The sequence below is a fragment of the Archangium violaceum genome, assembly GCF_016887565.1.
In the GTDB taxonomy this organism is placed as follows: Bacteria; Myxococcota; Myxococcia; order Myxococcales; family Myxococcaceae; genus Archangium; species Archangium violaceum_B.
Window position 1 is genome coordinate 4,922,655 of the sequence record NZ_CP069396.1, and the last position, 23,770, is coordinate 4,946,424.

At 68.6% G+C, this 23,770-nt stretch carries 23 protein-coding genes; 15 read left to right on the forward strand and 8 right to left on the reverse strand.

From position 1 onward, the window contains the following. Window positions 1–11: 11 nt before the first annotated feature. Window positions 12–728: a MotA/TolQ/ExbB proton channel family protein gene (locus tag JRI60_RS20235; protein WP_204227494.1), complete on the reverse strand. Its 717-nt coding sequence runs from the start codon at window positions 726–728 to the stop codon at window positions 12–14. Window positions 729–771: 43 nt separating this feature from the next. Between JRI60_RS20235 and JRI60_RS20240 the strand changes: the two genes are divergently transcribed. The 8 genes from JRI60_RS20240 to JRI60_RS20275 all read left to right on the forward strand — a co-directional run bounded on the left by JRI60_RS20240 (window position 772) and on the right by JRI60_RS20275 (window position 8,420). Continuing rightward, window positions 772–1,593 carry a DUF4292 domain-containing protein gene (locus JRI60_RS20240; protein WP_204227495.1) on the forward strand — a complete coding sequence of 274 codons (822 nt, stop codon included), beginning with the start codon at window positions 772–774 and terminating at the stop codon, window positions 1,591–1,593. A gap of 89 nt (window positions 1,594–1,682) precedes the next feature. After that, window positions 1,683–2,429, forward strand: a complete 747-nt coding sequence (locus JRI60_RS20245; RefSeq protein WP_204227496.1) for a general secretion pathway protein GspE — start codon at window positions 1,683–1,685, stop codon at window positions 2,427–2,429. A gap of 21 nt (window positions 2,430–2,450) precedes the next feature. Beyond that, window positions 2,451–3,599: a general secretion pathway protein GspE gene (locus JRI60_RS20250; RefSeq protein WP_204227497.1), complete on the forward strand. Its 1,149-nt coding sequence runs from the start codon at window positions 2,451–2,453 to the stop codon at window positions 3,597–3,599. Window positions 3,600–3,637: 38 nt separating this feature from the next. Next, on the forward strand, window positions 3,638–4,630 hold the full coding sequence (locus JRI60_RS20255) for an ABC transporter ATP-binding protein (RefSeq protein ID WP_204227498.1): 993 nt from the start codon (window positions 3,638–3,640) through the stop codon (window positions 4,628–4,630). After that, window positions 4,627–5,658, forward strand: coding sequence for an ABC transporter ATP-binding protein (locus JRI60_RS20260; RefSeq protein ID WP_204229020.1), 1,032 nt, complete (start codon window positions 4,627–4,629; stop codon window positions 5,656–5,658). Before JRI60_RS20255 ends, JRI60_RS20260 begins: the two co-directional genes overlap by 4 nt. A 1-nt stretch (window position 5,659) precedes the next feature. After that, entirely contained in the window at window positions 5,660–6,067 is a 408-nt protein-coding gene (locus JRI60_RS20265) for a DUF2085 domain-containing protein (RefSeq protein WP_204227499.1), read from the forward strand. A gap of 308 nt (window positions 6,068–6,375) precedes the next feature. Next, the gene (locus JRI60_RS20270) at window positions 6,376–6,975 is read left to right on the forward strand and encodes an RNA polymerase sigma factor (RefSeq protein WP_239470623.1); all 600 of its coding nucleotides are present in this window, start codon (window positions 6,376–6,378) and stop codon (window positions 6,973–6,975) included. Beyond that, window positions 6,972–8,420 (forward strand): zf-HC2 domain-containing protein, encoded by a 1,449-nt coding sequence (locus JRI60_RS20275; protein WP_204227501.1) that lies wholly within the window; start codon window positions 6,972–6,974, stop codon window positions 8,418–8,420. The genes JRI60_RS20270 and JRI60_RS20275 overlap by 4 nt, the downstream gene beginning before the upstream one ends. Before the next feature lie 118 nt (window positions 8,421–8,538). On the opposite strand, the gene JRI60_RS20280 is transcribed toward JRI60_RS20275, so the two are convergent. The 7 genes from JRI60_RS20280 to JRI60_RS20310 are packed head-to-tail and all read right to left on the reverse strand — an operon-like array spanning window position 8,539 to window position 15,239. After that, window positions 8,539–9,294, reverse strand: coding sequence for a hypothetical protein (locus tag JRI60_RS20280; protein WP_204227502.1), 756 nt, complete (start codon window positions 9,292–9,294; stop codon window positions 8,539–8,541). Further along, the gene (locus JRI60_RS20285; protein WP_204227503.1) at window positions 9,291–9,518 is read right to left on the reverse strand and encodes a hypothetical protein; all 228 of its coding nucleotides are present in this window, start codon (window positions 9,516–9,518) and stop codon (window positions 9,291–9,293) included. Before JRI60_RS20285 ends, JRI60_RS20280 begins: the two co-directional genes overlap by 4 nt. Further along, complete coding sequence (locus JRI60_RS20290; RefSeq protein ID WP_204227504.1) at window positions 9,515–10,312, reverse strand: hypothetical protein; 798 nt, start codon at window positions 10,310–10,312, stop codon at window positions 9,515–9,517. Before JRI60_RS20290 ends, JRI60_RS20285 begins: the two co-directional genes overlap by 4 nt. After that, the gene (locus JRI60_RS20295; RefSeq protein ID WP_239470624.1) at window positions 10,309–11,082 is read right to left on the reverse strand and encodes a hypothetical protein; all 774 of its coding nucleotides are present in this window, start codon (window positions 11,080–11,082) and stop codon (window positions 10,309–10,311) included. The genes JRI60_RS20290 and JRI60_RS20295 overlap by 4 nt, the downstream gene beginning before the upstream one ends. Beyond that, complete coding sequence (locus tag JRI60_RS20300; RefSeq protein WP_204227505.1) at window positions 11,073–12,218, reverse strand: TadE/TadG family type IV pilus assembly protein; 1,146 nt, start codon at window positions 12,216–12,218, stop codon at window positions 11,073–11,075. Before JRI60_RS20300 ends, JRI60_RS20295 begins: the two co-directional genes overlap by 10 nt. An 8-nt stretch (window positions 12,219–12,226) precedes the next feature. Beyond that, window positions 12,227–14,254, reverse strand: coding sequence for a TadE/TadG family type IV pilus assembly protein (locus JRI60_RS20305; protein WP_204227506.1), 2,028 nt, complete (start codon window positions 14,252–14,254; stop codon window positions 12,227–12,229). A 4-nt stretch (window positions 14,255–14,258) separates the two neighbouring features. Further along, the gene (locus JRI60_RS20310; protein WP_204227507.1) at window positions 14,259–15,239 is read right to left on the reverse strand and encodes a TadE/TadG family type IV pilus assembly protein; all 981 of its coding nucleotides are present in this window, start codon (window positions 15,237–15,239) and stop codon (window positions 14,259–14,261) included. 271 nt (window positions 15,240–15,510) lie between these two features. On the opposite strand from JRI60_RS20310, the gene cpaB reads away from it, so the two are divergent. From cpaB to xseB, 7 genes are all read left to right on the forward strand, one after another. Further along, the gene (gene cpaB, locus JRI60_RS20315; RefSeq protein ID WP_204227508.1) at window positions 15,511–16,332 is read left to right on the forward strand and encodes a Flp pilus assembly protein CpaB; all 822 of its coding nucleotides are present in this window, start codon (window positions 15,511–15,513) and stop codon (window positions 16,330–16,332) included. A gap of 62 nt (window positions 16,333–16,394) precedes the next feature. Then, the gene (locus tag JRI60_RS20320) at window positions 16,395–17,240 is read left to right on the forward strand and encodes a type II secretion system F family protein (RefSeq protein WP_204227509.1); all 846 of its coding nucleotides are present in this window, start codon (window positions 16,395–16,397) and stop codon (window positions 17,238–17,240) included. Window positions 17,241–17,250: 10 nt separating this feature from the next. Beyond that, a complete protein-coding gene (locus tag JRI60_RS20325) occupies window positions 17,251–18,141 on the forward strand; it encodes a type II secretion system F family protein (RefSeq protein ID WP_204227510.1) in 891 nt (296 codons plus the stop codon). A 34-nt stretch (window positions 18,142–18,175) separates the two neighbouring features. Further along, window positions 18,176–19,705, forward strand: coding sequence for an FHA domain-containing protein (locus JRI60_RS20330; protein ID WP_275439628.1), 1,530 nt, complete (start codon window positions 18,176–18,178; stop codon window positions 19,703–19,705). A 38-nt stretch (window positions 19,706–19,743) separates the two neighbouring features. After that, window positions 19,744–21,558 (forward strand): FHA domain-containing protein, encoded by a 1,815-nt coding sequence (locus JRI60_RS20335; RefSeq protein ID WP_204227511.1) that lies wholly within the window; start codon window positions 19,744–19,746, stop codon window positions 21,556–21,558. Continuing rightward, window positions 21,555–23,303 (forward strand): exodeoxyribonuclease VII large subunit, encoded by a 1,749-nt coding sequence (gene xseA, locus JRI60_RS20340; protein WP_204227512.1) that lies wholly within the window; start codon window positions 21,555–21,557, stop codon window positions 23,301–23,303. Before JRI60_RS20335 ends, xseA begins: the two co-directional genes overlap by 4 nt. An 82-nt stretch (window positions 23,304–23,385) precedes the next feature. After that, window positions 23,386–23,745, forward strand: a complete 360-nt coding sequence (gene xseB / locus JRI60_RS20345) for an exodeoxyribonuclease VII small subunit (protein WP_204227513.1) — start codon at window positions 23,386–23,388, stop codon at window positions 23,743–23,745. The last annotated feature ends 25 nt before the right edge of the window (window positions 23,746–23,770 follow it).

Here is a 23,770-nt window from a genome sequence, read left to right on the forward strand (position 1 = left end):
GTGAGTGGACCTCAGGCTTCCGGCAGGGAACGCGCTTCCACCGGGGCCGGAGCAGCGGCGGTGGAGGAGGGGACGGACGGCGTGGTCACGGGGCGCTCGCGCAGCAGCTCGACGAACTCGTCACCCAGCAGCCGCAGCTCCACGAGGACGCGGGACAGGCGCGCCTGGAAGTAGTTGTAGAAGGCCATGGCCTGCACGGCGACGAGGATGCCCACGGCGGTGGCCACCAGGGCCTCGGAGATGCCCGTCATCACCGCGGCGGTGCCGCCGGTGCCGCCGGCCTGTACGTCCAGGCCCAGGTCCTTGAAGGACTTCATGATGCCGGCCACCGTGCCGAAGAGGCCCACGAACGGGGTCAGCGAGCCGATGGTGGCGAGGATCCACAGGCTGCGGCGCAGCCGCAGGCCCACCTGGGCGCGCTCGCGCTCTACGGCGGAGTCCACCCCGTCACAGGTGCCGCGGGTGCGCTCGAAGCGGTCGAGGCCGGCGATGAAGATGTCGGCCACGGCGGCGTCCGAGCGCTCGGCGGCCGTGCGGGCGGCGGCGACGTCTCCGCGCAGCAGGTGCTTGTTGACGATCTCCCCGAGCGCCCGGGAGCGCTCACTCACCCCCCAGAGGGCGATCAACCGCTCGATGGCCACGACCAGTGCCACCACGGAGGCGAGGAGGAGGGCGGCGAGGGTGAAGCCGCCAATGCGCAGGTAGTGGAGAATGTCGGAGAGGCTCATGCAATGGTGGCCAGGAGGGTCGGCCTGGCGCGAGACTTAAGCCATGAACCGCGCAGCCGCAGCAATCTTCCTGGCCCTCTTCTGTTCAGGCTGTCCCAAGCGCATCGATTTCGGCCCTCGGGGGCAGATCACGGACGCCCAGGAGCTCTTCCAGCTCACCCGCTCGGCCCAGGAGCGGGTGGTCTCCCTCCAGGGGGACGGGAAGCTCCGGGTGGAGTCGCCCCAGGGGACGGGGAGTGTCTCGGCGTACCTGGCCGCCATGCGACCGGGCCTGCTGCGGGTGGAGATGTTCGATTTCTTCAACCGGCCCATCGCCGTCCTGGTGACGGACGGGCAACGGTTCGGCCTCTTCCAGGCCCAGGAGAACAGGTTCTACCAGGGGCCGGCGACCCCGAGGAACCTGTCGCGCTTCCTGCCCGTGGCCCTGCCGAGCGAGGAGCTCGTCTCCGTGATGCTCGGTCAGGTGCCCTTCATCCCCGCCGAGCGGATGACGCTCTCCCTGGACGAGAAGGAGCGGGTCTACATCCTCACGCTCCACCAGGGCGCGGTGTCCCAGGTGCTCCGGGTCGAGCCCGGGAACCTCCGGGTGGTGCGCAGCGAGGTGCGGGGGGCGCGGGCCTATGACCTCGAGTACGACCACTTCAAGGAGCACGGGGAGCTCGTCCTGCCCCACGAGGTGAAGCTCCTGGCCTCCACGGCGGACACCTCCCTGGGCCTGCGCTACACCGATATCACCCTCAACGAATCTCCGGACCTCACCCTGTTCGACCTCGCCGCCCCCGAGGGCGTGCCCGTGGTGGACGTGGACGAGGACGGCCAGTCCCTGCCCCCCGTCGCCCTCCCGCCCGTCTCGCCCGGCTCTTGAGCGAGCGGCTTCAAGAATTCAGCAACCGTTTGAATCTCGGGTAGAGTGGCCAGACCGGCGGGTCCGTTGGGACTTCCCGAGACAGCGACATGGCACAGATCAAGCTCGGTGAACTGCTGATCAAGGCGAACGTGCTCCAGGAGAGCCAGCTCAAGGCCGCGTTGGCGGAGCAGGCGAAGTGGGGCGGAAAGCTGGGAGAGATCCTGGTCCGGATGAACCTCGTGTCCGAGGACATCCTGGTCCGGGCCCTGTCCAAGCAGCTCGCCATCCCCGCGGTGAACCTGGACGCGGTGAAGGAGATCGCGCCGCACGTGCTCAACCGCGTGCCGGTGCAGACGGCGCGGGACTTCTCGGTGCTGCCGCTGCAACTGCGCGACGACGGGAAGACGCTGGTGGTGGCGATCTCGGACCCGCTCAACGTGCGGCAGTTGGACGAGCTGCGCGCCATCACCAAGTGCCGCATCGTGCCCAACGTGGCCGGGCGCACGGCGATCGCGCGGGCCATGGCGCGCTTCTACGAGGACCAGGGCGAGCTGGCGGACGCGGACACCAACTTCAAGGTGGTGGACGCCCAGGGCCGCACGGTCGTCAAGCACATGGACGTCCCGGGTGGGGGCGCCCCCGCGGCGGCTCCGGCGCCGACTCCGGCTCCCATGCCGATCAACCCGTCGCGCGAGGTGCCGTCGGTGCGTGGCGGCGGCAGCCCGGTGGAGCTGCTGCGCAGCGTGGAGGAGGTGCAGCGCAAGGAGGTGGCGGCCCTCAAGGCCATGGTGGAGCTGCTCATCGAGAAGGGCGTCTTCACCCGCGACGAGTACCTGGCGAAGGTCAAGCGGTAGGCCGTCCAGCCCCGGGTTCGTATGCGCAAGAAGATCGGCGAGCTCCTCATCGAGTCCGGAGCTGTCAGTCAGGAGCAGGTCCGCAAGGCGCTCGGCCAGCAGCGGGCCTATGGGCACGGCCGGCGGCTGGGCTCGGTCATCATCACCCTGGGCTTCGCCTCTCCCGCGGCGGTGGCCCGGGCCCTGGCGCACCAGTTCAGCCTGCCCTTCGTGGAGCTTCCCGAGGTTGCCGAGCACGTGCGCTCGATCGTCTCGCTCGACTTCCAGGCCGAGCACCGCATCGTCCCGTTCCGGCTCGAGCGGGAAGGGAGGAGCGAGCGGTTGCACGTGGCGGTGGATGATCCCTCGGACCTGTCCATCGTGGACGAGCTGAGCTTCCAGCTCAACAAGCCCATCCGGGTGCACGTGGCCGCCGAGGACGACCTCGATCGCTCGCTGGACCTCGTGCGGGGCCAGGTGGTGGATCCCCTCGCGTTGGGCGAGGACTCAGGTGAGGCGCTGGAGCTGGAGAACAGCGTCGGCATGGTGGCGGGGAGCTGGCAGGGTCAGGCCCCGAGGGCCGCGTCGCAGTCCGCCGCGGCCCTGCTCGACTGGGAGCTGCCGCCGGCCCCGCCCCTCCCGCTGCTCGCGGAAGACGACGACATCACGCTCATCACCCCGAGGTCCGCCTTGAAGCCAAAGCCCCCGGCACCGCCACCGTTCGATGAGGAGGACGATGAAATCACCCTCATCACGCCTCGGGCCCCGGTGAAGTCGAAGGCCTCCGCGGCCCCGCCGCCTCCTCCTCCGCAGGAGAGCGAGGATGTCCTCGACGAGCTGCTCGGCGAGCCCGAGCCCGAGCCCAAGGGCCGGCCCGCCCCGCCCATGCTGTCGGCCCCGCCCGTGTTGACTCCCACGCCCGCCACACCCGCCAAGGGGGTGCCGGTGGTCGTCTTCGGCGGTGCCGCCCAGGGTCTGCCGCAGCCGCCTCCGCCTCCGGATCTCTCCGACATCTCCGAAGAGGACCTGAAGGTGCTCGAGGAGATCGAGCGGATCGCGGATGGGGACGAGTCGACGCTGCACACGGAGAAGGTGAAGCCCGCGCGCATGGTGGCCAGCCTCATCCGCCTGCTCATCCGCAAGCGCGTCATCCACGAGGAGGAGTTCCTGGAGGAGCTGTCCCGGAAGTGACGCCCCGGGCCGGGTGTTCTGGCCCGGCCGTGAGCCTTATGTCCGAGCCCCTCCTCGACGTCCGTGGCCTGAAGACCCAGCTCTCCCTGGAGGAGGGCCCGGTGCTGGCCGTGGACGACGTGTCCTTCTCCATCCCGCCCGGAGGCACGTTGGGGGTGGTGGGGGAGAGCGGCTGTGGCAAGAGCCTCACCGCGCTCTCGGTGATGCGGCTGGTGCCGGAGCCGCCCGGCCGGGTGGTGGGCGGGCAGATCCGCTTCCAGGGGGAGGACCTGCTCGCGCTCCCCGAGGGGAAGATGCGTCGCGTCCGGGGGCGTCACCTCTCCATGGTCTTCCAGGAGCCGATGACCTCGCTCAACCCCGTCTACACGGTGGGCGAGCAGATCGCCGAGGGCGTGCGGCTGCACCAGGGCCTGTCGCGCTCCGCCGCGCGGGAGCACGCGGTGGAGATGTTGCGGCAGGTGGGAATCCCCGCCCCCGAGCAGCGCGTGGATGGCTATCCGCACCAGCTCTCGGGAGGCATGCGGCAGCGGGTGATGATCGCCATGGCGCTCGCGTGTGGCCCGGAGCTGCTCATCGCGGACGAGCCCACCACGGCGCTGGATGTCACCATCCAGGCGCAGATCCTCGAGCTGTTGAAGCGGCTCCAGGCCGAGCGCCACATGGCGGTGATGTTGATCACCCATGACCTGGGGGTGGTGGCCGAGAGCTGTGACGCGGTGGTGGTGATGTACGCGGGCCGAGTGGTGGAGCGGGCGCCGGTGAAGGCGCTGTTCCGCCAGCCGGCGCACCCGTACACGGCGGGGCTGCTGCGCTCCATCCCCGCGCTCCACGAGGCGGGGGCGGCGGGGGAGCGCCCGCGGCTGAAGACGATTCCGGGCATGGTGCCGAGCCTCCGCCGGCTGCCCGGGGGCTGCCGCTTCCGCGACCGTTGTGAGCGCGCGTTGGACATCTGCGCGAGGGTGGAGCCGGCGCTGGAGCCCAAGCGCGATGGCCAGGAGGCCGCGTGTCACAACCCGGTGCCCGCGCCATGACCGAGCCCCTGCTGCGAGTGAGAGAGCTGAAGACGCACTTCCCGGTGCGAGGGGGGTTGCTGGGGAGCGTGCGGGGCACGGTGAAGGCGGTGGACGGGGTGGGGTTCGACGTGCGTCGCGGCGAGACGCTCGGCCTGGTGGGCGAGAGCGGCTGCGGCAAGAGCACCCTGGGGCGCACGCTGCTGCGGCTGGTGGAGCCCACCGAGGGCTCCATCCGCTTCGAGGGGCTCGAGCTGACGGGCCTCTCCCAGCGTGAGCTGCGTCCCCTGCGGCGGCGGATGCAGCTCGTCTTCCAGGATCCGTACGCCTCGCTCAACCCGCGCATGTCGGTGCGGGAGATATTGGGCGAGCCCTTCGCCATCCACGGGTTGGCGCGTGGCCGCGAGCGCGAGGCGAAGGTGGCCGAGCTGTTGGACCTCATGGGCCTGCCGCGCGATGCACTGGACCGCTATCCGCACGAGTTCTCGGGTGGCCAGCGCCAGCGCATCGGCATCGCCCGGGCGATCGCGCTGAGGCCGGACCTGGTCGTCGCCGACGAGCCCATCAGCGCGCTGGACGTCTCCATCCAGGCGCAGATCGTCAACCTGCTGGTGGACCTGCAGCGCGAGCTGGGGCTCACCTACGTTTTCATCGCGCACGACCTGAAGATCGTCGAGTACGTCTCCACCCGCGTGGCGGTGATGTACCTGGGCCGGATCGTGGAGCTGGCGGACGCGGCGGACCTCTACCGGAGGCCGAGGCACCCGTACACCCAGGCGCTGCTGTCGGCGGTGCCGGTGCCGGACCCCGAGCGCAAGCGGACGCGCATCATCCTCCAGGGGGACGTGCCGTCACCGCTCGCGCCGCCGCCTGGATGCACCTTCCACCCTCGCTGCCCGTACGCCATGGAGAGGTGCCGGCGAGAAACGCCGCCGCTCTACACGTTGGACAACGGGCACACGTCCGCGTGCTTTCTGGTGGAGGAAGACGCGCGGCGGGTCACCCCGGGCGGGCCGGAAGCGGGCGCTCCACCGGTCTCGGGAGGGTAGGGTGTTCTGGCTCAGCCATCATCACGCGGAGGAGTACAACCGCACGTACCTGCTCGGCGGGGTGCGGGTGTGCGCGCGCTGTCTGGGGACGTACCCGGTGCTGCTGGCCGTGATGGTGGGCCTCTTCAAGGCACGGGCGCCCCTGGCGTGGCACTGGGACGTGCCGGTGGTGCTCGGCCTCACACTGCCGGCGCTCGTGGACTGGGCGGTGGGCCGCTTCCGTCCGGCCAGTGGCTCCAACGCCGTGCGCACCCTCACCGGGGTGCTGCTGGGCGTGGCGCTCGGCCGTTCGTTGTTCATCCACGTGCAGAGGCCCCTGCCGGCGGCGCTGCTGTGGCAGGCCGGATTGGTCGCGGTGGTCGCGCTCCCCGTCCTGTTCGCCACCTCCAGAGGGCCGAGGAACGAGTAGGCCTGTCGTGGACCGTGGCTTCAGCCCGCAACTGCCCACGGGCCCACGGTGTAGTCGCCCTGGCCCCAGCATGTGGGTGCTCCAGGTGTGCTTGGGGTGGGGGCCTTCCCGCCGACCGTGCGAGCAGGCGAGCTGACGGGATGACAGTGGCCGCGCGCCCTGTCATTCTCGCCACTTACAGAGGGCCAAAAAACGGGTAGACCCGAATCGCCCCACGCCCGTTTGAAGCGGGCGAGAGGGGTTGAGGACAAGGCACGAGGCCCTGAATTGGGGGAGTGTTGGGACTGGAGACCTCAGACGAACGGCTGATGCTCGCCTTTCGGGCGGGGGATGCGCGTGCGTTCGAGGTGCTGGTGCGCAGGCACCGGACACCGGTGTTCAACTTCATCCTCCGTTTCACCAGCCACCGTGCCCGGGCGGAAGACGTGCTGCAGGAGACGTGGCTGAAGGTGGTGCGCAGCGCGCCGGAGTACGAGGCGAAGGCGAAGTTCACCACCTGGCTCTACACGATTGCGAGGAACCTCTGCGTGGACAGCGCGCGCAAAGAGAGCTACCGGCAGACGGCCTCGCTGGAGGCGCCCACGACGGGTGCCGAGGGCGACGAGGGCCGTTCCCTGGGTGAGGCCCTGCCGGACGAGGGGATGAGCCCGGAGCGCGGCGCCTACAATGCCCGCGTGCGGCCGCTGCTGGAGCGCGCGCTGGCCAGCCTTCCGGAGGAGCAGCGCGAGGTCTTCGTGTTGCGCGAGTACAGCGGTATCCCCTTCAAGGAGATCGCTGAGGTAACAGGAGTGTCCGAGAACACGGTGAAGAGCCGCATGCGCTATGCCCTCGAGGGGCTGCGCCGGAGGCTGGCCGAGCTCGGAGTGGACGGCGACCTGGCCGAGGACGGAAGGACGGTGGCGGGATGAAGCCCCAGGGCAGCCATGCACACGAGGATCGGCTGTTGGACTTCGCCTATGACGAGCTCCCGCCCACGGAGGCTCGTCAGATGGAACTGCACGTGCAGGGCTGTGCGCGCTGCACGGAGGCACTCCACGGCATACGAGGGGTGCGCACCACGATGTCCCGGCTGCCGCTGGAGGCCGCGCCGGACACGGGGTTGGAATCGCTGATGGCGTACGCGCAGCAGGCCGCGCGCCGGTCCGCGGCGGGACCCGAGCCGGCGCCCCGTTGGTGGCGCCGCCTGCTGGCGCCCGCGCTGGGCATGGCGGCCGTGGGTGTGTTCGGCGTGGTGGTCCTCCAGGTGAACCGGGAGGTGGACCTGAGCCCGGTGCAGAGCAAGAAGGAGGTCGCGCGGGATCAGGTCGCTCCGCAGAGCAAGGACGTGGCGAGCCCCACGCCCGCCGCGCCCACCGCCGCGCCGGGGTTTTCCAAGGCCGAGCAGCTCCACGCGGAGTTCGACGAGGAGGTGCGCGCCAAATCCACGCAGAAGAAGGCGCCGGCGCCGCAGAAGCCCATGCGCCGCGCGGAGGAGCGGGCGGACTGGTCCAACGCGGGGGCGGGCAGTCCGGGAGGCTTCCCGGAGAAAAAGGTCGCGCTGGGGGACGACGAGGACCTGGGGGCCTTTGGTGGACTCTCGACGAAGGGAGTCTCGAGCTCCAAGCGTGGCGCGGCCAAGAGCAAGAGCATGCCCTTGCCGTCGACCGCGCAGCGTGCCGAACCCAGTCAGGACTGGGATGAGGCTCCGGCGCAAGAGCTGATGGCGGGGGCTCCTACGACCGGGGGCCCCATTCCTGGCGAGTCCCAGCAGGCCACGGAGTACGCGCCGTCTGGCAGTGTGATGAAGATCAGCGGCTCCACGGCGCGTCCGGCATCCGTGGCGAGCGTGGCCTCCGCGAATGATGACTACGCGCAGCGGCAGGCCCCGGGACGAGCCCAGGCTCCCGCCGCCATGCCGCCGCCACCTCCTCCAGCGCCGGCGGAACAGCCTCCGATGGCCGCTGTGACCGTTGCTCAGGCGGAGGGTGTGGATGCCCAGAAGACCGAGGAGGCGGAGAGTGCTCGTGGGAAGGCCAGCGCCGGGAGGAACACTCCTTCGCCGGCGGAACTCCTGAGGCAGGCCGATGTGGCCTCGCGCTCCGGGGACAAGGTGCAGGAGGCTGCCTTCCTGCGAGCGGCACTGAGCGCTGGAGCCCAGGGGGCGCAGCGATTGGATGCGCTCTCCCGGCTGTGTGAGGCGGAGTTCGATCTGGGCCGTCGGCAGAGTGCCATCGAGATCTGCAGGAGGCTGATGGCGGAGGCGCCCGGCTCACGAGTGGCCCGGCAGGCACAGCGTCGGCTGGAGAGCGAGCAGCCATCTCCGGCGGACGAAGCCGACAGCGAGTCCAAGAGCGCGGCCCCCGCGACGAAGTAGGGCCCAACCCAACCTCCCTCTCCCTCTGGGAGAGGGTCGGGGTGAGGGTATAAGTCCCCGCGCTCCCCCCCGAGAACCCAAGAGAACCCGTTCCCGGCCCGTGGTCACCCCCGCCGCGTCAAGGCGTCGCGTGACCCCCTCTATCGGGAAGCGGGAGCAGGTCGGGATTGAAAGCACCGCGGAAGACGATGTCCTCGCCCTTGGGATCGCGCAGGAGCCAGGGCTCGCCCGAGGGCGAAATACCCACGGGGTGGATCTCATAGGCGACACCGCCCTCCATGACGTAGAGCAGCAGCGAGCCGGGAGGAACATTCGAGGGCAGAGCCTCGGGCGAGTCGATCTTCTGGATGCGGAAGGGAAGAGGCGCGAACGAGCGGGTGCGGACCGGGGTGGTCTGCCCCATCGTCACCTGCTGCAGGGTGGCCTCCCAGGCGACGAGGTCCTCGGGTGCGGAGCCCTGGTTCTGCAGCTCGCTCACCATGCGGCCATGGAGATCCCTCGCCACGCGGAGGATCCTCAGGTTGGCGGAGTCAGCGGTGCGTCCCGCGACGACCACGCCCTCGCGGTTGCCCCAGAGGGCAATCACCAATCCACCAAGGATGAGCAGGGACCAGAACAGCCGTGCGCTGCGCCCGCGCAGGGCCTGGACGAGCACGGCCGTCATGCCCACGAGCGCCGCGAGTACCGCCAGCAGCAGCTCCGGACGAGGAGGCGGACCGGCGTGAAAGAGCTGGAGCTGCGAGTGGAGCAGGTGCTGAGCCTCGGGCCAGCCGGACACGAGGCAGATCGCCGTGAAGCCCGCGAAGACGATCGCGTGGATGAGCCGGAGCGGCAGGGAGGAATCCTGCCGCGCGGCGGAGGAGGACGACTTCACGGGAACGGCAGGTTCAGCACGAAGTAGAACGAGTCGTAATAGATCTGGTACGCGCGCAGGAAGACGTCGATGACGTTCATCTCCTCCTTCCCGTTGCCCAGGTTGACGCTCATCGTGACGACGAGCCCGAACAAGAGGATCCAGTTGAGGAAGGAGTACTCGACCATCGCCTGTCCACGAGGATGACGGCGGCGGAGCGAGGGGCGGCGAGAGGGGGTCTTCATGGGCGGTTCTCCTGCGGACCCGAAGCGGTACCAGACTGGGGCAGGGGTTGGAAGTGGGGAGGCAGGTTGCTGGCCGGCTCCATCGTGATCTTCTTGTCACTCGGGGCGGGAGGCACCATGCGCGGTTTGGCATCCACGCCGTAGTCGCGCACCTCCATGGTGTACCGGACGGGGGGGAGCTCGATTTTCGCCAGGCGGAGGATGGGAATCTCGCGGCTGAGCCAGTAGCGCTTGAGGACGAGCTGGCGGTGACGGACCTCCATGGGCTCGGCGGTGACGGTGCCCGCGAGCGTCATGACGCGGGCGGGCTTGCCCCGGTTGACGCTCGTGCCCTCGCCAGCGGGCAGCAGCGCCGAGGGCGGGAGCGGGGTAGGGCGGGACGAGTCCTTCTCGGGCGTGCCGACGAAGAACGGCATGGCTCCCGTGTCCACCTCCTGGAGCTTCTCGAAGCCCTGGGTGGCGAACAGCCGCGAGATGCCCTCGCGGCGCAGCCCCGTGTCGCGGGCCACCAGCATGAGGAACTGGGCCAGGGGGGCCTTCAGCTCCGCGTGCTCGCCGAACTCCAGCTCCATCCACACCGCGTCGCGGCCCTGGGCGTCCTTCTGCTCGGCGACGACGGCCAGACGCATGAAGCCCTCGGTGGGGCCACCATTCATCTGGTACGTCACCCACTCGCCCACGCGCGCCTCCATCGTTTCAGGGGCGGCCTCGAAGAGCAGGCGCCCCTCGCGCGGCAGCTCGGCGGGCGTGGCGCCCAGCAGCACCAACGACACCGCACACAGGAGCGCGCTCATGGCTGCTTCTCCTTCACGAGGCCCGTGCGGATGGCCTCCTGGCGTGCCTGGTGCACGGCATCCGCGTTGGGCATGCCATCGGGCCGATCCGTTCCCACCCACGTCTGGGAGATGGCCACCCGGGAGGGCTCCAGCTCCACCAGGGTGGTGATCGTCTGCTCGGCGCCGCGTGCGTACTCGAGGACGAGGGTGCGCTGACGATCCAGCGTGCCCCCGGAATCGCGCACCGGCTTGTAGCCGGCGGCGGTGAACTTGGAGGCGAGCTCCTGGCGCACGGTGTCCAGGCCGCGCTCGACCACCTGGGTGCGGTGCCGCGAGCCTCCGGCCTCATCGCGCGTGCCCACGTCGGCGCTGAAGAGCGCGCCCTCCACCTGGATGAAGTGGCCCTTGCCGGCGTCGGGGGGCGTCTCGTACAGCCACAGGTCCTTCAGCACGGTGAAGCCCACCGTCTTGCCCATATGGGTGCGCAGCACCACCGCGCGCTGGAGTCCCTCGCGCGTGTAGAAGGCGGACACCACCCCTTCCTGCTTGAAGTCGCCGCTGGCGACGACGGGGTAGCCCTGCTTGCGCCAGAGGTCGGTGAAGTACTTCGCCACCTTCACCATCGGGTCCGGGGTGGTGAAGTAGGCCATGCGGTGGTACTGGCCGCCGATGAGCAGATCATTGCCGATCCGCGTGTGCACGGTGCCGGGGTAGACGGCGAGCTCCTGCTCCGCTCGCGACGGAGCGGCCCACAGCAGGAGCAGGAGGGTGAAGAGGATTACTCGCACGTGACCTTCTGCTGGTTCTTGTCCTGGTTGGTGCTGGGATCGGCCTTGGGGGTGCTGGGCATGTCGGCCTGCATGTTCTTGCAGCCCATGAAGTTTTCGCCACGGGCCATGAAGACCTTGCGGTAGAGCGAGCTGTCGTACGCCTGGGTGTCCCGGAAGGGAGCGGTGTCGAAGCAGCGCTGGTCCGGGTCGTCCAGTCCGGGGTAGCTGTTCAGGTTGTTGAGGCCCATGGGGGCACCGTGCTTGCTCTTGTTGCAGTCGCGAGCGCTCTCGCCGGGCTTGTAGTTGTGGGCCACCACGAAGGGGCCGAGGAAGTCGGGGAGGAGGAAGTTGGCCACCTCGCTGAGCTGGTCCAGGCCCACCTGGCCCGTGTAGTTGCCGATGCCCAGGAACTTCATCCGGTCCACCTGCAGGTAGAGGCCGTGGTCGGAGCCGCCCCCGTGCACGCCTGCCCGCTTGGACTTCACCAGGGCGTCACCGCCATCGGGCAGCTGCCAGCCGTTGGCGATGAGCGTGAAGCGGTTCTTCACCTGCATGTTGCTCAGGTCCTTGCCGCCCCAGTTGTCCACGGTGAAGAAGCCCTTGTCCTCCTTCTGCAGGTAGTTCCTGGGCAACCCGATGCTGGTGAGCCGGCTGCGGAGCTCCACCTCCACCTGGCCCTTGGTGTTGAAGTGGAAGTGCTCGAGGAAGTAGTCGAGCGTCTTGCCCACCGCGGAGGCCGCCTCGGCGCCCATGCCGCCCGAGCCCTCGAAGACGCGGCTCAGGTCGATCCCCGACACGCCCTGGTTCTTGATGGTCACCTGCGCCGGCTCGGCGCGCAGCATGGTGCCGAACCTGCCCTCGGGCTCGATGGAGTCGAGGTCCCGGTAGCGCTCGGCGGCCTCCTTCACCGAGGCCGTCATGGCCACGTCGAAGGCCTTCTCGTGGTCCCCGCTGCCGTAGTCGCTCAGGGCGTAGCTCGTCATCTCCCAGGCGACGTACCGGCTGGCCTCCTGCAGCTTGAGCTTGGCCCGGATGATCTCGCTCAGGAAGATGCTGAACATCAGGATGGAGACGAGCAGCGGCACCACGAGCGCGAACTCGACGATGGCGGCGCCACGCTGGGACGGCTTGCGATGTGCGTGAGGGCGGAGCATGGCGGGCCTCAGTGGGTGATGATCTTCGCCGGCGAGTCCTTGATGGCGTTGGGCAGCGCGTTCGCCAGCTTGTTGACCAGCGGCAGCTGCTCCTTGCCCTGCCACACGGCCGCCAGACGAGGCCGCCAGTAGGGGTTGAAGAAGTTGGGCTGCTCGGTCCAGTTGCCGGGCCGGTGGTAGTACGTCTGGCCGCGCGAGATGACGTTCATCCCCGTCACCAGGTCCCACCCGCCGACGGAGATCTTCATCCGGTCGTTGTCCAGGTCCAGCGTCGTGGGCGACTGGCCGAAGGCGAACTTGAGCTTGCCGCTGGAGTTGAGCCGGCCCGGCCCGTTGTGCGTGGCACCGGTGGCGTCGGCCTTGTCGTTGTGCAGCTGCTTCGTGTCCTTGTTGAGCATCACCCAGGCGGAGGGCTGGTTGAAGTCGTCCTTGCGCTCGGCCATGGCGGTGGTGCTGGCGTCCTCGCCGAAGCCTCCCGCGCAGTCCTTCGCGTAGTCGCCCGGTTCGAAGTGAGGGAAGGGGGCCAGACCCTCCCAGGGGTGGTTGTCGTCATCCGGATCGATGCGGACGTTGGCCACGAAGATGGACATGTCGTCGAAGACGCACTTGCCGAGGAGCCTCGCGAGGCAGGGCTTGGACTCGTAGAGGCCCACCTCCCGGTCGTTCTGGTTCTTGGCCTGCCCGGGGAAGACCACGCGCCAGTGGATGCCGTTCTCGCGCAGGTCCGTCCTGCTCATGGCCCAGATGCTGGTCTTGAGCGTGTCGTTCTTCTCCTCGCGCGGATCGCCCCAGCAGTCACGCCAGGTCCGCTCATCGCTTTTGCTCGGCTCCTTGGGGCAGCGGAAGGGGTTGTTGATGCTGGCGATCTTGATGTCGATCTTCGACGGTCCCGGCAGCTTGATGTAGTACGGGTCGTCCGCGCCGAGCACGTCACCCTGGCCGAGCATGCCCATGGGCAGGTTGGGCAGGTCGTTGGCCTCGCGGATCTTGTTGCGGCGCTTGGAGGCATCGCCCTTGGTGGCCTCCATGCCGCCGAAGCCGAGCCGGTAGGTGAGGAAGCGCGTCTGCCCCCACTTGGGGAAGTCGTTGAGGAAGGACTCCAGCGGCTTGAGCCAGCTGGGGATGGGCATGAGGCTTCCCAGCCGGCGGTCGGTGACCATCGTCTCCGGGCAGATGCCGGTCTTCGAGTCACAGGGGAAGCGCGTGGCGTTGGTGATGCCCGCCATCACCCGCTTGGCCCGGGCCACCTTGTCGGTCTCGTCCCGCTTCGTCGGATCCAACGTGTCGAACGGGTTGACCGGACTGAAGGGCGTGCCGTTGGCCTCCTTGTAGTGCGTGCGGTTGTAGAGGCACTGGTTGATGACCCCCGCCACCGTCTGCGGGATGAGCGAGTCCACGTTGGGATCGTTCGCCTTGATGATGGTGTTGGAGGTCCCCAGCACGTACGAGGACGTGGACAGCATCACCGCGGTGGCCGCGCCGGCCATCACCGAATTGAGCATCCGGTGTCCTGGCACGACCACCTTGCCTATGACCTGGTCGATGGGCTCCATCACCCCCTTCATGAGGAGCAGCATCCCCCGGAGGATGGTGTAGATGGTGTCCAGCGCCTTCATGATGACGTTGATGTAGGGCAGTTTGTCGAGGACGGCGCAGATGAGCTTCCAGACCCCGCTGCGGCTGTTCTTGGGGAAGCACGGGCCGATGGTGCGCATGAGCCCGAAGATGTCCGTCAGGAAGGCCTGGACGAAGAAGATGAACGAGTCCAGCGACTGCCACAGCATCGCGGACACGTAGTGGGACACCTGCGTGCGGTTGGTGAACGCGTAGAAGTTGAACGCGCGCGCCTCCATGGCCGCGGTGGAGTAGGCCGCCGCGTCCGCCGTGTTCTGCAGGCGGATCCGCTCGTGCACACCGTGCCCGATGTTGACCGTGGTGATGAGCGCGATGCTCAGGATGAGCATCAGCAGGCAGGCCAGGACGAGTGCCTGGCCTTCCTGGCGCTCGAGGCTGCGTCGGAGAGCGCGGGTCACCATGGCGTCACAATCCCCAGTCCGGGTTCAGGTGCATCAACCACTTGTAATAGAAGTTCGACTGCATCCTCATGCTGTAGGTGGCCGTCAGCGGGATGAAGTAGCGCTTGCCCACCAGCTTCGAGACGAGCGGGATGCTGCCGGTGGCCAGCCCCCACAGCACGGTCATCTCCACCGTGTAGAGCGTGTTGTAGCCCTTCTGGTGGTCCAACCCCTTCACGGGCACCATCGCCACGTCCTTCATCCCGCCCTGGCGGTTGGTGATGAGCGCCCTCGAGTTCACCGAGGGCTTGTAGATGGCGCCGCCCAGGGACACGCCCGCGTTGGCCGCCCACCACGAGGTGAAGATGATCCAGTTGGCGAAGGGCACCCGGAGCTCGTACCAGTAGCGCACGCGCACGCTCAGCACCGTGGCCTTGCGGAACACCTCCTCGCCGTCGTCCGGCAGCGGGAGGTTGAAGAACTTGGCGATCTTCGCCTCCAGCTCCGGCACCTCCGGGTAGGAGTCCGGTCCGTCGAAGTCCATCTCCCGCCAGTTGACGGCCGAGCGCAGCTTCCACACGCTCTGCACCGGCGAGTACCAGGACGGGTTCACCGTATCCACGCGCACCTGGCCGAACAGGTTGGAGCCGTTCACCGACGCCGGCACCACCGAGTTCTTGTTGGGCCAGGCCAGCAGCTGCAGCGCCTCGTCGTAGAGCTGCGCCAGCGCCCACGTCTTGGCCAGCTTCGGCAGGTCATCCGTGCGGCCCATGGTGGGCAGCAGCGCCACGATGGCCGCGTCATGCATGCGCTCGTTGTTGCCGTTCCAGACGATCCCCGTGCGCGCCGCGCAGTACGCCGCGTACTCGGTCATCAGCTTGGCGTGCTGCATCATCGTCAGCTGGATGATGCCCAGGCCCAGGAACACCATCAGCGGCAGTACCAGCGCGGATTCGACCGCGGCCTGCCCGGATTCCCGGGTTCGGTGGAGGGGGGTTGAAACCATGGATGTCGCCATCTAGCGACATTCATGCCACATCTTGTATCCGTCAGGTGGACGACGATTGGGGGGTCTCCCCAGAGGGACGGACCGGGCTCGGAACCGGGACGTCAAGCCGTCAGAACGGCTTAATCCGTGAGGGTGACTTTGACACCCCACATGACAGGTGGATAACATCCCACCCCGCTGACGCCCCCGGGCCCATCTTGAGTGCAGCTCTCCCACCCATGCGTACCCGCCCCCCCGGCGTCCCCCGCTTTCTGGAGGTCCTCGAGACATGTTGAAGGGTAAGACTCCGCTCGTCATCGCGCTGGCGCTCGGCCTGCTGGCTGGCATCATCGCGTGGTCGGCCATCAAGAAGAAGGAAGCGGACGTGCGCCGGGGCTGGAACCTGGTGCCCGTGGTCGTGGCCTCCCAGGACATCCCCGAGGGCACGGTCGTCTCCATCGAGATGATCAACCAGCGCTCGGTGCCCGAGCAGTTCGTGACCTCCTCGGTGGTGAAGCCGGACTCGGCCACCTACGTGGTGGGCCAGAAGGTGCTCGTGGCGCTGCAGGCCGGTGATCCGCTGCTGTGGAGCCAGTTCGAGACCACCAAGGCCGCCGAGCGCCTGTCCACCAAGGTGCAGAAGAAGGTGCGCGCCATCACCATCGAGTCGCGCCCCACCACCTCCGTGGGCGGGTGGATCCGCCCCAACGATCACGTGGACGTGATCGGCACCTTCCGCGATCCCCAGACGGACGAGAACGTGGCCGTGACGCTGCTGCAGAACGTCATCGTGCTCGCCACGGGCAAGATCACCGGCACCACGAACGTCAACCTCATCCCGGAGACCCAGCGCGACTACACCAACATCACGCTCATGGTCATCCCCGAGGAGGCGGAGATCCTCACGCTGGCCGCGGAGCTGGGCAACCTGACGCTCTCGCTGCGCAACGAGGAGGACGTGGACATGATCGAAGAGCGTGGCCGCGCCACCATCAGCACGCTGTTGTCCGGCGAGCGCACCCGCGTCCTCGAGCAGAAGCGCCGCGAGATCATCCAGATCATCAAGGGCAACACCTCCGAGAAGAGCACCGTGGGCTCGAGCGTCCCGTAGTCACGGTCTTCGTCCCCTTCACCGTGTCGTCCCCCCTCCGCCGCTGAAGGAAGTCCCCGCCCATGCTGGCCGGAATCGTCCTCCTCCTCGTCACCGGGTCCGTCTTCTTCTTCAGCCTGGTGATCTTCACCGTCCTGGCGAAGGCGTACGAGCAGTACCAGGAGCGGTACGTCGTCAAGTCGATGAACGACTTGAGCGACATGTTCCTCTTCATCGATGCCCGTCAGCTGCTGGTGCTCAACATCGCCAGCATGTGCTTGTTGGGCATCCTGTCGTACATCATCTTCAACCCCATCCTCTGCGTGGGTGCCACCATCTTCGGCTTCTTCCTGCCGATCATCCTGGTGAAGCACTACCGCAAGCGGCGCATCAAGAAGTTCAACGTGCAGCTGGTGGACGCGCTGCAGGCGATGGCCAACGCGTTCAAGGCGGGTCTCACGTTCCCGCAGGCCATCGAGCACGTGGCTCGCGAGGCGCAGCCGCCCCTGGCCCAGGAGTTCGGGCTCTTCGTGAAGGAAGTGAAGCTGGGCGTGCCGCTGGAGGAGGCCCTCATCAACATGGGCCGCCGGGTGGGCAGCGACGACCTGGAGCTGGTCGTGGTGGCCACCAACATCGCGCGCCAGCTGGGCGGCAACATGGCGGAGATGTTCGAGACCATCTCCACCGTCATCCGCGAGCGCTTCCGGCTCGAGGGGAAGATCGACGCGCTCACCGCCCAGGGCAAGCTGCAGGGCTGGGTGGTGGCCGCCATGCCGGCCATCCTCGGCATGGTGCTCAATTACATGCGTCCGGACCTGATGGAGCCGATGATGGACCACTGGTTCGGCTACGTGCTGGTCACGATCATCGCCATCATGGAAGTCCTCGGCGTGTTGATCATCCGGCGCATCGTCAACATCGATATCTGAAGGAGCAGCCGTGGGCGACGTCCTCACCTATACGTTGATGGGAGGCTCGGCGCTGATGTTCGCGGCGGCGGCGGGCTTCCTCGGCTTCGGCGTCTACCAGAACTTCTTCGAGCGCTTCGTGTCGGAAGTGCGCGACGAGTCCGCTGGTGGCGTCAAGGGCATGGGCTCGGTCACCGTGCGCAAGCTCGGTGCGCTCAACCGGCGCCTGATGTGGCCGGGCTACGAGTCCAAGATGCGCCGCAAGCTCATCAAGGCCGGCGAGCCTCAGGCCTTCAAGCCCGAGGACATCATGGCGCTGCAGGAGATCTGCGCCATGCTGGGCCTCCTGGCGGGCCTCATCCTGATCAACGCCCTGAGCCAGAACCTGGCCTGGTCGCTGCTCTTCGCGCTCTTCGGCCTGTATTACCCGCTCATCTGGGTGAACGATCAGGTGAAGAAGCGCCACCTGCTCATCTCTCGGGCGCTGCCCTACAACCTGGACCTGCTGACGCTGTCGGTGGAGGCCGGTCTGGACTTCACCGCGGCGCTGGCCAAGGTGGTGGAGAAGGGCAAGACGGGTCCGTTGCGCGAGGAGATGCAGATCGTCCTCAAGCAGCTGAAGATGGGCAAGACGCGCGAGGAGGCCCTCAAGGCGATGATCGCCCGGGTGGATCTGCCGGCGCTCACCACGTTCGTCACCGCGCTCATCCAGGCGGACAAGATGGGCACCAGCCTGGGCAAGGTGCTGCGCATCCAGTCCACGCAGCTGCGCATCGACCGCACCCAGCGCGCGGAGAAGCTGGCGGGCGAGGCCCCGGTGAAGATGCTCTTCCCGCTCATCGCGTGCATCTTCCCCACGGTGTTCCTGGTGCTCTTCGGGCCCATCGTGTTCCAGTTCATGTTCGGGGACGTCGGGGGGTAGGGTCCTGGGCTTCCAGCTGACCATCGCCAAGGGACTGCAACAGGGGAAGGAGATCACCTTCGAGCAGTCCGAGGTGAACATCGGCCGCACCGTGGAGAACGACGTGGTGCTGCAGGATGCCGGTGTATCCCGCCGGCACGTGCGCATCTCGGACCGGCTGGGGCGCTTCTTCGTGCAGGATCTGGGCAGCTCCAATGGCACCCTGGTCAATGACCAGCGGCTCGCCGGTGAGCAGGAGCTGCGCAACGGGGACCGGATCTCCCTGGGCCCCGTGGAGTTCGTCTTCCAGGAGGTCGTGAGCGACGAGGACGCCACCCGGCCCTTCATGCCGGTGGAGGACGACGACGCCACGCGGCCCATCCGGCGCAACGTCCAGCCGGTTCCGCGGACGGAGACGGACGACGGGATGGCGGCTCCGATGTCGGGGCTGTCCCCGGTCGTCGATGAGACCGCGGAGTTTCCGCCCTCGGCGCCTCCCGTCCTGCATCCCGTCTCGGACGGCGCGGCGAAGGGTGGGAGGGCCCGCTCGGAGAGGGTGGACGCGCTTCCGGCCGCGCTGGCCCGGCCCGAGCCGCATGCTCCCGTGAAGGCCGCCCCCGCGCCCTCCGCGAGCGCGGGTCTGTCCGCCGCCGAGAAGGCCCGGCGCAAGCGCGAGCTGGGTGACACCCTCGGGGGTCAGCTCAAGCTGTGGTGGTCCGAGCTGCCGGGGGGCGGGAAGTTCGCGCTGGTCACCGTGGCGACCTGCTTCGTGGTGGGCATGGTGGCTGCGTTCCTCATCGTCTTCCGTCCCAAGTTCGAGCTGGGACCCAAGGGGTCCGAGCCGACGTCGCTGGGCCTCCAGGTGCTGACGGACTCGTTCGGCCTGGGCGAGGGCGTGACGTGGCCCCAGCCGGACATGAAGGCCTTCGACTTCGAGTTCGTCTCGCCCACGCGCGCCGTGGGCGTGCTGCGCTACCACGCCAGCGGCATCTCCAAGGAAGAGGTCAACATCTCCCTCAACGCGGTGAACGTGGCCTGGGTGCCTCCGGACACGACCAACACCGTGGAGCGCGAGGTGCAGCAGATCCTCTCGCCGTCCATGCTCAAGCGCAACGAGCGCAACCAGCTCGTCTTCGACAACGTCCGCAACCCCCCGGGCAAGGACAGCTGGCGGGTGTGGAACCTGCGGCTGGAGATCATCCCCGTGCCGGACCTGCGTCCGGAGGAGCTCCAGGAGACGGCGCGCAACTACGTGTCCAGGGCGCGCGGCTTCTACGAGCGCAGGGACGTGGGCCCGGAGAACCTCTTCCTCGCCTGGGAGAACTACCGCTCGGCGTGGATTACACTCGAGGCCCTGGACGACAAGCCGGACCTCTACCAGGACGTCCAGTTCATGCTGGGCCAGGTGGCGGCCGACCTGGACCAGAAGTGCGGTCAACTCATGCTGGATTTCCAACGGAACATCCAGTTCAAGGACACCAAGAGGGCCGTGCAGGTCCTGGAAGAAGTCAACAGGCGCTTCCCTACACCGGCGCATCGCTGTCACAATCTGGCGCTCGAAAAAGCCAACGAGTACGGGCTGTGAGGCCCGTACCCGCGCACGAAATGAAGTGGTGACTTCCCATGTCGAACGGTTCTCCTCCCGCACGCCGTCGTCCGACGACGGGCTCCCCCTCGGGTGGCGCCACCTCTCAGCGTCCCTCGGTGCGCAAGACGTCCACGGGCGCGTCGTCTCCCGCCGTCCGCTCCGAGTCCGTCCCGGTGACGGGCACGAAGCTGGTGTGCTCCGCGGGCCCCCGCGCCGGTGAGGAGTTCGGGCTGGAGGATGGCGAGTACGTCGTCGGCCGCGCCAACGACAACCCCATCTGCATCCCGGACACCTCGGTGTCGCGCAAGCACGTGCTCATCCGCCGCGTGGGCGGTGGCTGGGCGGCCAGCGACCTGGGCTCCGGCAACGGCACCCTCCTCAACGGCGAGCCCCTCACCGACGAGATGCCGCTGTCCCACGGCGACGTCCTCACGCTCGGCGACACGGAGCTGACGTTCAACGACAGCTCCAACGCCACGATGATGATGCCGGCGCCGTCGGCTCCCCCGTCACGGCCGGCCCGGAGCGGCTCGAGGTCCTCCGCTCCCGCTTCCGCCCCCGAGGCCGCCGATACCGTGGACGAGGGCGCGGCGCCCGTTCCGCGCCGTCCGCCGCCCCGGCCCGATCGCGTCCCGCGCGGAGGCCGCTCGGCGGCGGCTCCGGATCCGGCGGCGCAGCAGCGCAAGAAGCGCCTGCTGATCCTGACCGCGGGCGTCTTCGTGATGCTGGTGGGCCTGCTGGTCGTCATGAAGGTGCAGCAGCAGAACAAGGCCGAGGCCGCCGCCCTCCAGGCGCGCCAGGTCCAGGAGCGGCGCGAGGCGCTCGACGCGCTCTTCCAGGACGCCAAGAACCTCATCCGCGAGAGCAACTGGGTGGGGGCCAAGGCGAAGCTGCTGGAGCTCCAGGAGGCGGAGCCCGAGTACCTGCAGCTGCAGGACTACCTGGCGCGCGTGGAGAAGGAGATCCCCAACCAGGAGGCGATCAACACGGCCAAGGCGGCGCTCGACAAGGGACAGCTCGCCACGGCCTCGGCCGCGCTGGCCAAGGTGAGCAAGGACACCCAGCTCTTCGAGTCGCTGCGCACCCTCAAGACTTCCATGCAGGACAAGGCCGACAAGCGCGTGCGCGAGGCCCAGGCCCTGCTGGAGCAGAGGCAGCTGGACCCGGCCCGGCAGGCCAAGGCCATCACCGACGACGTGCTCGCGGCCTTCCCGGAGCACCGCGACGCCAAGGTCATCGCCGAGCAGGTGGATCTCTTCATCGAGAACGCCACCCGGCCCGCCCCGGTCGTCAAGGGTCCCGAGGCTCCCAAGCCCTGGGATCAGGCCGTGGATCTCTTCCGCGATGGGGACCTGCGCGGCGCGGTGGCCATGGCCAACTCCTGCGCGGGCAAGAACCCCCAGTGCAAGACGCTCATCGCGCAGATGACGGACTTCGACAGCCTCTACAAGAAGCTGGAGGACCTGGACGCCAAGGGGCTGGCGCGCCTGTTGGATCTGGACAGGAAGATCACCAACGGCCGTGGCAGCAAGCTGTCGCGCAACGCGGGCACGCGCGCGGCCAACATCTTCTTCAAGAGCGCCTCGGCGGCGAAGGCGGCTGGCCAGTGGGGCCGCGCCATGGAGAACGCCCAGCGCGCCCTCCAGTCCGACCCCAGCCACGCCGGCGCCAACAACATCGTCACCGAGCTGCGCCAGAAGGCGAAGGATCTCTACCTGCAGGCCTACGCCCTCAAGGACACCAATCCCGAGGACGCCGTGCCCAAGTTCCGCGAGGTCATGGCCATGACCCTGGCGGACGACGAGACGCACCAGAAGTCCAAGTCCTGGATCGAGAAGCTCCAGCGATGAAGAAGCGGCGAGGGACGCAAGAAGCCCCGCCGAGCACCCCCGCCGGACAGGGCGACCTCTTCGGCGGCTCGTTGGCGGCACCGGCACCGGCGCCGAAGCGGGCCACGGCGGCCGCGGCCTCCAAGCCGCCGCCCGAGCCTCCTCCCGCGCCCGCCGCGCCCCCGGCTCCCTCGGAGCTGAAGGACGTGTCCGAGGCCCTGCCGTCGCTGCCTGGCGCCCCCACGCGCACGGCACCGACGCGCACGGTGCTCACCGTGGGCGAGCTCACCCAGCAGCTCAAGGCGACGATCGAATCGCGCTTCCCGCGCGTGTTGGTGCGAGGCGAGGTGTCCGGCTTCCGGGGCCCCAACGCCCGCGGCCACCTGTACTTCACGCTCAAGGACGCGGAGGCCTCGCTCGACGTGAAGATGTGGGCCTCGCAGGCGGCGCGGCTACGCTTCGCCCTGCGCGACGGGCTGGCCGTGGTGGCCGAGGGCAGCGTGGACCTCTACGCGCCGGCCGGCCGCTACAGCCTCATCGCCTACAAGCTGGAGCCGGAGGGGGAGGGCGCGCTGGCGCTCGCCTTCGAGCAGCTCAAGGAGCGGCTCGCGGCCGAGGGGCTCATCGGCGACAACCGCGTGCGCCCTCCGCGCCCGCTGCCCTTCCTGCCCCGGCGCATCGGCGTGGTGACGAGCCGCACCGGCGCGGCCTTGCAGGACTTCCTGCGCGTGCTGCACTCGCGCCACCCGCGGCTGTCCGTGCTGCTGTGCGACGCGCGCGTGCAGGGCGAGGGCTCCGCCGAGGAGGTCGCCCGGGGCATCGAGCGTCTGTCGCGCACGGACGTGGACGTCATCGTGGTGACGCGCGGCGGCGGCTCGAAGGAGGACCTCTGGACGTTCAACGAGGAGCGGGTGGCTCGTGCCATCTTCGCCTCGCCCGTGCCGGTGGTGTCCGCCATCGGGCACGAGATCGACTTCTCCATCTCGGACTTCGTGGCGGACTGGCGCGCCCCCACCCCGAGCGCGGCGGCCGAGCGACTGGCGCCGGTGCTGAGCGACCTGGAGTACGGCCTGGCCACCCAGAAGGTGCGCCTGCGCAGGGCCGCCGAGCGTCAGGTGCTGGAGCTGCGCGAGCGTCTGGGCTCCCTGCGCGGGCAGGTGGTGGATCCGCGGCGGCTGCTGTCCACGGAGCGGCTGCGCCTGTCCGATGCCGAGGACGCGATGACGCGGGTGCTGCGTCAGGTGCTGCGGGAGAAGCGCGAGGAGCTCAAGGGTCACTCGGAGCACTTGCAGCGCCAACGTCCCCAGGCCCGGCTGGCCGAGCAGAAGGCGCGGCTGGTGCAGCTCTCCGCCCGGTTGAAGGACGCGGTGCGGGCGGACGTGGCGGACCGGCGGGCGAGGGCCGCCCAGAACCGGCTGGAGCTGGAGCGGGTCTCTCCCATCGCCCGGGTGGCGGAGCTGCGCGCCCGGCTCGCCCACCGGCAGGCCCGGCTGGTCGCCCTGCAGAAGGACACCCTGGCGTCCGCCCAGCGACACTTCCAGCGGCTGGAAGGCCGGCTGGACGCCATGAGTCCGCTCAAGGTCATGTCCCGGGGTTACGCCGTCGCCTTCCGGAAGCAGGATGGGGGGGTGGTGCGCTCCATCGCGGACGTGCGGCCCGGCGAGGTGCTCGGTATCAAGTTCGCCAGCAACGGGGCGAAGACGCTCCAGGGTTGTGAGGAAATCGAAGCGACCGTCACCGCCGTGAAGGGACCGGTGGATTGCTGACGTCCGGGTGAAGTCCCCCTGGCACCCGGGCGGGCGCCTCCTCTAGAGTCCCGCGGCTTTTTCTCGGCGAGGTGGACCGGAAGTGGCGAAGGACAGCAAGGGCAAGGCGGCGGAGGAAGTCCCCGAGCAGTACGGGGACGTGGTGCAGCGTCTCGAGGACGTGGTGGCGCGCCTGGAGGGCGGCACCCTGACCCTCGAGGATTCGCTCAAGTCGTTCGAGGAGGGCATCAAGCTGGTCCGTCGCGGCGAGCAGCTCCTCAACGCGGCGGAGAAGCGCATCGAGGAGTTGTTGAACGAGGAGGGCCAGGACGTGGTGGTGCCCCTGCAGGCGGGCGTGAAGCCGCCGGCGCTGCCCTCCGCTTCCACGCCAGCCCCGGCCTCGCGGGGGAGCTCGGGCGCATCGCGCTCCACTCCACCCCCCGAGGACGACGTGCCGTTCTAGCCCCTCGCGTGTAGACGTACCTGTG